Origin of the sequence: Methanosphaera cuniculi, assembly GCF_003149675.1 — an archaeon.
In the GTDB taxonomy this organism is placed as follows: Archaea; Methanobacteriota; Methanobacteria; order Methanobacteriales; family Methanobacteriaceae; genus Methanosphaera; species Methanosphaera cuniculi.
On the sequence record NZ_LWMS01000026.1, the window covers coordinates 1 to 10197 of the forward strand.

A 10197-nucleotide genomic window follows, 5' to 3' on the forward strand; every position below is an offset into this window, starting at 1 on the left:
ATATAAAATTTATTATTAAAAAATATAAACAATTATTATAATATCTTAAATTTAATATCGTTAAAAGCTTATTGATATATGGAAAAAATAATGTTTCTTTTTTCTAATAAACTTATAATATTTAGTAAGAATAATTAAATAATTTTTTTTTCACATATTAAAGTATAGTATGGGAAACTTACAAGAAGGAATGTGAAAATTAGAAAAAACTAAAATATAGCGATGTTAATAAAATTTACATAAAAATATAAATAATGTTTAGATATTATTAAATTCATTTACATAATAATTCATAATAATAAATTATAATATTATAATAGAAAAAAAATGTTAATAAGTAATTTTTTAACGATTATATTAAATTTAAAAATAAATATTGATAGTGAGGGTGTTTAAGTGAAATCTTTAATAAATGATAGCTTAAAAGATTCAAAAGCTAATACTGTAGAAAAACCTACTATCCCTAGTTCAAGTGCAAACTTAGATGATATTAATCAAGAACTTGTGGATATTATAAATCAAAGTAGAGCAAAAATATTTGTTATAGGTGCTGGTGGTGCTGGAAATAATACAATTTCACGTCTTGGTGAAATCGGTATTGAAGGTGCTGAAACCATTTCTATAAATACAGATGCACAGGATTTATTCTTTTGTAAATCAAATGATAAAATTTTAATTGGAAAAGAAACCTGTGGTGGTCTTGGTGCTGGAGGTATTCCTGATGTGGGAGAAGCTAGTGCTGAGGAAAGTGAAGAACAAATAAAAAGAAAAATTGATGGTGCAGATATGGTATTTGTAACCTGTGGTCTTGGTGGAGGAACAGGTACAGGTTCAGCTCCAGTAGTTAGTAAAATTGCACAAAAATGTGGTGCATTAACTATTGCTGTTGTAACAATGCCATTTAGTGCAGAAGGAATAAAAAGACGTGAAAATGCTGAACGTGGTCTTGAAAAACTTCAAGATGCAGCAGATACAGTGCTTGTAATTCCAAATGATAAGTTACTAGAAGTTGCTCCAAGTTTACCTATTAATAAAGCATTTATGGTATCAGATGAACTTCTAGGTCGTGCTGTTAAAGGCATTACAGAGTTAATTACTAAACCTGGACTTGTAAGTTTAGACTTTGCTGATATTAAAAGTGTAATGAAAGATAGTGGAATGGCAATGATTGGTATGGGTGAATCTGATACTGGTGATAGAGCTATTGAATCTGTAAATGAAGCACTTAACAGTCCACTTCTTGATCTTGATATTTCTAATGCAAAAAGTGCTCTTGTTAACATAAGTGGAAGTAATGATTTAACATTAAATGAAGCTGAAAAAATTGTACAAATTGTTGCAGATGAACTTGATCCTGAAGCAAATATTATTTGGGGTACACAAATACAAGATGATCTTGCAAGTACAGTACGTACAACCATTGTTGTTGCAGGTGTAAATTCTCCATCAATTATGGGATCTGATGATTCATATAAAGAAAAATCACGTGGAGAAGAAACAACAACTCCAGATACAGATCTTGAAGGATTTATTGATGATGTATTCTAGATTCTAGTGAAAAAATCTAGATTCTTCATTAATTTATTTTTTTTTAAATATAAACTTTTAGGAAAAACTTATTCTATTTTTAGTATTATTTTTATTTGGTCATAATTTTTGATCTTGGAAATCTTTTTTTATGTATTTTTTCATAAAATTGGTATGTTAAAATACAAACCTTTATTAATAGTTAAAAATATAACTTATATATGATCCCTATCTTAGGATTTTAAATTTTCTCATTTTGAATTTAAACGCAGGTAATATTATGGAAATAAATAAAGAATCAATATATGGTTTTTTAAAACAATGTGAACGAGTATTAAAAGTCTCAAGAAAACCTGATAATGAAGAATATAAAACTGTATCAAAAGTTACAGGTATTGGTATTCTCATTATTGGAGTAATTGGATTTATAATTGCAATACTTGCACAAGTACTATTTTACTAAAAAGAGTAGTATTCGATTTTAATAAATTCATATTATATTTAAACAATGAAAAAAAGGAAAAATACACGAACGTATATCAAAATTACAAATAAATTTTTTACAGATAATTATAAAAAAGTGAACAATTATGTTTTATGCAATGAGAGTTCTTATTGGACAAGAAAAAAATGTAGCAGCACTACTTGCTCAAAGTATTAAGCATGAAGATACTGGAATATCTGCAATTCTTGCACCAGAATCTATGCAAGGTTATATTTTTGTTGAGTCTGATAAAATGTTAGATATGAGACATCCTGCACTTAGAGTTCCAAATTTGAGAAGTTTAGTCGAAGGTGATGTTGAATTCGATGAGCTTAAATCATTCTTAAACCCTGAACCTGCTATGGTTAACATAATCAAAGGCAGTATTGTTGAATTAACATCAGGACCATTTAAAGGCGAAAAAGCTAAAGTGGTAAGAATTGATGAAGCAAAAGAGGATGTTGTATTGGAGCTAATTGAAGCAGCTGTACCAATACCCGTCACAGTAAAGGGTGACCAAATCAGATTAATACAAAAGGAGGCTGAATAGTGGCTAGTCAAACTATTGAAATCCTAGTGGAAGGTGGAAAAGCCACACCGGGACCACCTTTAGGTCCAGCTATAGGTCCATTAGGTATTAATATGATGCAAGTTGTTGAAGAAATCAACAAAAAAACTGCAGATTTCGTTGGAATGAAAGTACCTGCAAAAATTACCGCAGATCTTGATACAAAAGAATTTGAAGTATCAATCGGTACACCACCTACAACTGCTCTAATTCTTGATGAATTAGGTATTGAAAGTGGTTCACACGAACCAGGTACAGAAGTTGCAGCTGATTTCTCAGTTGAACAAGCATTTAAAGTTGCAAGAATGAAATTTGATGACTTACTTGCAAATGATTACAAACACGCAACAAAAGAAGTAATCGGTACATGTGTAAGTATGGGAATTAATGTTGCAGGTCAAGATGGCCGTGACACCCAAAAAGACATCGATAATGGGGATTATGACGAATTATTCCAAGAATAGTTCTATCATAGTTTTCTTAATTATAGATATAATTTCATTTATTCGCAATTTACATATTAAATCTTAATTTAATTATATTATATTAATCAAAAACGATTAGGCTTTAAATATAAAAATTTTATACAATGTACGTGGTACATATAATTTTATTTACACGTTGAATAATGATTTAAGTTAATTTAAATCTTATTCTTTGGAGGAAATTGAATGACACAAGTAATTGAAGAAGCAGTGAAGAAGGTTAAAGAAGATTCTAAACCGAGAAACTTCACACAGTCTATTGATGTGGTCATGACCATCAACGATTTAGACATAAACAAACCAGAAAACCGTTTAGATGAAGAAGTGCTTCTCCCTAATGGACGTGGAAAAGATGTTAAAATTGCATTTATAGCTGAAGGTGAACTTGCATACCAAGCTGAACAAGCAGGTGCAGATTTAGTAATAGACAAAGAAAGACTTGAAGAATTAGGTAAAAACCGTCAAGAAGCTAAAAAAATAGCAAATAATTATGATTTCTTTGTAGCACAATCTGACTTAATGCCAACAGTTGGTAGATTCTTAGGACCAGTACTTGGGCCAAGAAAAAAAATGCCTAAACCAATTCCAGCAAGTGCAAATCCAGAAACCATATTAGGAAGATTAAAAAACACAATAAAAATAAGAGTGAAAGACCAACCTATGATACAAACAATTGTAGGATCAGAAGATATGACTGAAGAACAAGTTTCCGAAAATATCGATGCTATAATGGATGTTCTTGATCGTAAATTAGAAAAAGGTTCAAAACAGATCAAAGCAATGTATCTTAAAACAACAATGGGACCAGTAACGAAGGTGATGTAAAATGCCTCATGTTGCAGATTGGAAAAAAGAAAAAGTTGCTGACTTAGAAAATTTAACAAATACTCATGAAATTGTAGGAATTGTAAACCTTGCTGATATCCCAGCACCACAACTTCAAACCATGAGAAGATCTTTAGGAAAAGATGCAGTTTTAAGAATGTCACGTAAAAACTTCATAAAAATTGCACTTGAACAATCAGATAAAGATGTTGAAGGGTTAGCAGATTACCTTGAAGGTCAACCAGCTATGGTCTTCACAGAAATGAATCCATTCAAACTATTTAAAATCTTAGAAGATAGTAAAACGGAAGCTCCAGCAAAAGCTGGAAGTATTGCTCCAGCTGATATCGTAGTTCCAGCAGGAGATACATCATTCCCACCAGGTCCAATTCTTGGTGAATTACAACAAGCAGGTATTCCTGCAAAAATAGATAAAGGAAAAATTGTAGTAACCGACGATGCTACTGTAGTAAGCGAAGGTGAAGAAATTCCTAAAAACGTTGCAGATATCTTAACAAAACTTGAAATCCACCCAATGGAAGTGGGAATTGATTTATTAGCAGTTTGTGAAGGAGACACAATATATACAGCAGATGTACTTAAAATTGATGAAGAAGAAACTCGTCAAATAATTGCAAATGCTTTCCAAAGTGCTCTTAACTTATCAGTATTCGCTGGTATCTTAAACAGTGAGTCAACACCTGTACTCATACAGAAAGCAGCTAATGAAGCTCTAAACTTAGCATTAAATGCTAACGTATTAACTTCAGAAACAACTGATAAAATATTAGCTAAAGCATACTCACAAATGCTAGCTCTAGCATCACAATTATCAGAAGATGCAACAGATGATGAACTTAAAGATAAACTAAGTTCACAAGCAACCGTTGCAGCAGCACCAGTGGCTGATGATAATGATGATGAAGTTGAAGAAGAAGATGAAGAAGTATCTGCAGCAGCAGGACTTGGAGCACTCTTTGGATAGATCTTTTCTATAAATCTTCAATTAGAGAAATCAAAAAAGGTAATTAATAGACTAAAAACGGAAAAACTCAAATTCTATATAGCCAAATATGGAATTAATTAATTTAAAAATAAAAAAAGAATTTAAAAAGAATCTTTATGAAATTGTATTATTTATACAATAAAACATAGATTAAAAAAACATATAAATAAATTATAAAAATATAAAGGTGTATTAACATGGAATACGTATACGCAGCATTATTATTAAACGCAACAGAAAATGATATTAACGAAGAAAACGTTACAGCAATCTTATCAGCAGCTGGAGTAGATGTAGACGATGCTAGAGTAAAAGCATTAATCGCATCACTTGAAGATGTAGATATCGAAGAAGCTATCGCAACCGCAGCAGTAGCAGCAGCACCTGCAGCAGCAGCACCTGCAGCTGAAGAAGCTGAAGAAGAAGTTGAAGAAGAAGAAGAGGAAGAAGAAGAAGCTGAAGAAGCAGCAGCAGCTGGACTAGGTGCACTTTTCGGATAAGTGCCCTGTCACTTCCTTCTTTTTAATTCTTTTTTTTAATTAAATTCTTTTTTATAATAAATAAACACCACTTTTTATGAAAAAACTAATTCTAAAATAAAAAAATATTTTTTTTAAATACAACAATATTTATATTGAAAAGTAGTATTTTTTTACTTTAATTTTAGTACTAATATTATTAACTCTCTTTTTTTTAAGGACTTTTTATATATTATAAAAAACATAAAAATAACATAGTATAAATAAAAAATTTACAACTTTTTTAAAGATTAAATAATTTAATTTAGAAAGAAAAATAAATTTTTATCATTTTTTAAAAAAAGCAATAACTTAAGTGTATATTTATGACATATGAACTTGAACAATTAGGATATAAAAAACAAGTCTGTCAGAAATGTGGAAATACATTCTGGTCTATTCGTGAAAGAGCAACATGTGGAGATGCACCATGTGATGAATACGAATTTATTGGAAATCCTGTGACAGACAAACAATATGACTTAATGGGAATACAAAAACAATTTAAAGGATTCTTTGCAGATCATGGACACACACCAATTGACAGGTATCCAACACTTGCAAAACGATGGAGAAATGATGTATTTCTAGTTGGAGCATCAATTTATGACTTCCAGCCTTGGGTAACAAGTGGAATGGTACAACCACCAGCAAATCCACTTACAATTGCACAACCATCAATCAGATTAAATGATGTAGATAATGTAGGACGAACAGGAAGACACATGACATGCTTTACAATGGGAGCACACCATGCATTTAACACAGAAGATAACCCTGTATACTGGAAAAATGAAACATTAAGATATTGTCATGAATTTCTTGTAAGTATTGGAATTAATCCTGAAGAAATTACCTATATTGAATCCTGGTGGAAAGGTGGAGGAAATGAAGGACCATCATTTGAAATATGTGCACATGGTGTAGAACTTGCGACACTTGTATTTATCCAATATGCAACAACTAAAAATGGATTAAAAGAAATACCACTAAAAATAGTAGATACAGGTTATGGTCTTGAAAGAATAGCTTGGGTAAGTCAGGGAACACCAACAGCATATGATGCAACATTTGAGCCTGTAATTAATAAGTTAACAGATCTAAGTGGTGTAGAACTTGATCGTGAAATACTATCAGAAAATGCACGAATTGCAGGAATGATGGATATTGAAGATATATCAGATTTAAAACTTTTAAGACAAAAAGTAGCTGATAAACTAAACCTTGATCCAGTTAAATTAAAAGATGCAACAGCACCAATGGAAGCAATATATATAGTCGCAGATCACACAAGATGTCTTAGCTTCATGTTAGCTGATGGAATCATACCATCAAATGTAAAAGAAGGATACTTAGCACGACTTGTACTTAGACGTACCATCAAATACATGAATGAACTAAAACTTAATGAAACACTATCTGACATAATGAAAATACAACTCGACTTTTTATCAAAAACATATCCTGAGATAAAAGATAACAAAGACTACATACTAAACATCGCAAATATCGAAGAGGAAAGATATCATACAACACTAAATAAAGGAACAAACCTCATAAAAAGATCAATTAAAAAACTTAAAAATGAAGGTAAAGATTCATTCCCAACAGATATGCTAATAAACTTCTATGATTCACAAGGAATACCACCTGAAACTGTTGAAAAAATATCAGAAGAAAACAACTTCAATGCTAATATTCCTGATGATTTCTACACACAAATTGCAGCAGCACACGAAGAAGAACCAGAAGATGAATATGAAAAAATAGAACTATTATATCCAAAAACCAAACTAGCATTCTATGATGATCTATCACAGCGTAGTTTTGAAGCAAAAGTACTTGGAGTTGAAGATTCAAATAAAATAATACTAGATCAAACCATATTCTACCCTGAAGGAGGAGGACAACCATCAGATAAAGGATATCTTAAAACTAAAGATGGAATCATAATAAACATAGAATATGCAGAAAAAGTAGATGATGTAGTACTACACCATGTAAAAGAAGATGATATTTCTAAACTTGATGATATAGTAGATGAAGTAATATATGGTGAAATAGATGCAGCAGCACGTGATCTTTTAACACGTAACCATACAGCAACACACCTTGTTATTTCAGCAGCACGAGAAGTTCTTGGAAATCACATCTGGCAAGCAGGAGCACAAAAAGGTATAGATAAATCAAGAATCGACCTATCACACTATAAACGTATATCATATGATGAACTAAAAGAAATAGAACGTGTGGCAAATGAAAATGTACAAGCAAACATACCTGTAAGTATTAAGTGGTATGATCGTACTGAAGCAGAACGTAAATATGGCTTCCGATTATACCAGGGAGGAATTGTACCAGGTAAAAACATAAGAGTTGTGAAAATACCAGGTATAGATGTTGAAGCATGTGCAGGAACACACTGTAATCGTACCGGTGATGTGGGAGTAATAAAACTCTTAAGAACCGAACGTGTACAAGATGGAGTAGAAAGACTAGAATATGCAGTAGCAGACTCTGGAATAACAAAAATCCAAGAAAATGATAAAATCATAAAAGATAGTAGTGAAGTATTTGGAGTAGATGCAGAACAACTACCAAAAACTTGCAGTAGATTCTTCAATGAATGGAAAGAACAACAAAAAGAAATTAAAGCACTTAAAAAACAACTAGCAGAAGTACAAATATCAACACTCACAGATAACATAGAAGATGTAGCAGGCTTTAATGTACTAACACAATTACTTGATGTTGATGCTGGAGGACTACGTGAAATTGCATTAAATATAATAGAAAACCAGAAAGATGCAGATATAGTAATACTATTAAATGGTGATGGAAACATAGTAGCAGCATGTAATCAACGTATGATTGATGCTGGAATGAAAATGGGTGATGTTCTTCGTGATATGGGTGAAATACTCGGAGGACGTGGTGGAGGAAAACCAAACCTTGCACAAGGAGCTAAAATGACAAATCTAGACAAACTAGATGAAGCATTCACACTCATTAAAAATCAAATAGGAGAATTATAAATTCTCTTTCCTTCTTTTACTTTTTTTTATACGAATTATAAATTCTATTTTTAAATCTAATATATTGAAAATATTATAATATCTATTCTCATTTTCACGGGAAATTATAATTTGGTGTTTAATATTTAGGGAATTTTAATAAATATTGTTTAATTAAAAATAACTATATTTTTTTGTAAATCTAAACCACCTATAGAATAATTAATATTATCATGTTATCTTTTTTTTTATATTAGTGATCTGATTAACAGTTTCTAATAATATTCATAATTTTAACTAAAAGTTATATAACTTCTAATAGATATATGGTATTATAATTAGGAAATCAAATTAATCTATAAAAAATACATATAAGGCGGATAAATAATATGGCAAAAACAATAGAGGAAATACAAAAAAAACTAGACTCAAATGAAGCTATTGTTATGACAAAAGAAGAGCTAAAAATGAAACTAAAAAATGATGAAGAAGTTTCAATAGAAGATGTAGATGTCATAACATGTGCAACAAGTGGAGTAATGTCAGGAACCACAGCACTATTTCACATACCAGTAGCAGAGCCAGGATCATTTACTAAAGCTCGTGAAGTATACATAAATGGAATACCAGCATACCCAGGACCATGTCCAAATGAACTACTAGGATCTGTAGATGTAATACTATATGGAACCAACCACAGTACAACAATTGATGAATATGGTGGAGGATTCTTACTTAAAGATCTACTTATGAAAAAAGAAGTTGAAGTAAAAGTAATAGACATGGAAGGTAATGAATTTATTACAAATGTAACACTTGATGATATGCAAACAGCACGTATCATAGGTACACGAATGGCATTTAAAAACTATAATTCATTTACAAACCCAGATACAAGTGCACAAAAATCAATATTTAATGTATCACCAATGGAAGGACCATACAACTCATACTCCTTTAGTGGATGTGGAGATATAAATCCACTACAAAACGATCCACAACAAGACATAATAAAACAAGGATACAAAGTACTTCTAAATGGAGCTGAAGGAATAATAATAGATAATGGAACTAGAAGCACACCAGAAAAACCAAACCTATTACTAACAGCAGATATGAAAGAAATGAATCCATACTACATGGGAGGATTTAAAACAGGACTAGGACCTGAAGTATTTAACACAGTAGCAGTAGCAATACCAGTACTAAATGAAGAAATACTAGATCATCTTAGAATAATAAACCGTGAAATAGAACTACCAGTATGTGACATACACGGACGACACCTACCAATAGATATAATAGACTATAGCATATGGGATGATGCACAACTAAGACCAATACTACATCCTGATCAATGCTTCCATTGTATACCATGTCTATGTGAATTATACTGTCCTGTAAATGCATTCCACAAAAAACCAGAAATAGACAATGATTTATGCTACGGGTGTGGATACTGCTCAGTAGTATGTCCACGAGGAGTACCAGAAATAGACATGAAACAAATAGCAATAACTGTTGATGATAAAGAAAAAACCATTCCAGTAACCTGCAGACAATCAGACAAAAAACGAGCACTACAAATGGCAGAAGAACTAAAAGATGCAATATTAAATGGAACATACAAACTATAAAATTATCTGAAAATCCATTTTCATCCCTTTTTTTACTTTTTTTTATTAAAAATATACTACATTTTGCATATAACTATTTACTTTCCATAAAATTAATTATTTAAGGTATGACTTCCATAAACGGGGGGGGGGG

Annotated in this window: 9 protein-coding genes; all 9 read left to right on the forward strand. The window is 31.1% G+C overall.

Features of this window, described 5'->3' with window-relative positions; all coding sequences use genetic code 11:
- Window positions 1-396: 396 nt before the first annotated feature.
- The 9 genes from ftsZ (at window position 397) to MSCUN_RS04640 (ending at window position 10064) form a co-directional block, all read left to right on the forward strand.
- Window positions 397-1548 (forward strand): cell division protein FtsZ, encoded by a 1152-nt coding sequence (ftsZ, locus tag MSCUN_RS04600; RefSeq protein ID WP_095608386.1) that lies wholly within the window; start codon window positions 397-399, stop codon window positions 1546-1548.
- 259 nt (window positions 1549-1807) lie between these two features.
- Window positions 1808-1990, forward strand: a complete 183-nt coding sequence (locus tag MSCUN_RS04605; RefSeq protein WP_095608385.1) for a protein translocase SEC61 complex subunit gamma — start codon at window positions 1808-1810, stop codon at window positions 1988-1990.
- A 127-nt stretch (window positions 1991-2117) separates the two neighbouring features.
- Window positions 2118-2561 carry a transcription elongation factor Spt5 gene (locus MSCUN_RS04610; protein WP_095608384.1) on the forward strand — a complete coding sequence of 148 codons (444 nt, stop codon included), beginning with the start codon at window positions 2118-2120 and terminating at the stop codon, window positions 2559-2561.
- Entirely contained in the window at window positions 2561-3043 is a 483-nt protein-coding gene (locus tag MSCUN_RS04615; protein WP_095608383.1) for a 50S ribosomal protein L11, read from the forward strand. Before MSCUN_RS04610 ends, MSCUN_RS04615 begins: the two co-directional genes overlap by 1 nt.
- A 207-nt stretch (window positions 3044-3250) precedes the next feature.
- Window positions 3251-3889 carry a 50S ribosomal protein L1 gene (locus MSCUN_RS04620; protein ID WP_095608382.1) on the forward strand — a complete coding sequence of 213 codons (639 nt, stop codon included), beginning with the start codon at window positions 3251-3253 and terminating at the stop codon, window positions 3887-3889.
- 1 nt (window position 3890) lies between these two features.
- A complete protein-coding gene (locus MSCUN_RS04625) occupies window positions 3891-4874 on the forward strand; it encodes a 50S ribosomal protein L10 (RefSeq protein WP_095608381.1) in 984 nt (327 codons plus the stop codon).
- Between the two features lie 218 nt (window positions 4875-5092).
- Window positions 5093-5395, forward strand: coding sequence for a 50S ribosomal protein P1 (rpl12p, locus tag MSCUN_RS04630; RefSeq protein ID WP_095608380.1), 303 nt, complete (start codon window positions 5093-5095; stop codon window positions 5393-5395).
- 344 nt (window positions 5396-5739) lie between these two features.
- Window positions 5740-8448, forward strand: a complete 2709-nt coding sequence (gene alaS, locus MSCUN_RS04635) for an alanine--tRNA ligase (protein WP_095608379.1) — start codon at window positions 5740-5742, stop codon at window positions 8446-8448.
- A 368-nt stretch (window positions 8449-8816) separates the two neighbouring features.
- Window positions 8817-10064, forward strand: coding sequence for a methanogenesis marker 16 metalloprotein (locus MSCUN_RS04640; RefSeq protein ID WP_245837637.1), 1248 nt, complete (start codon window positions 8817-8819; stop codon window positions 10062-10064).
- The last annotated feature ends 133 nt before the right edge of the window (window positions 10065-10197 follow it).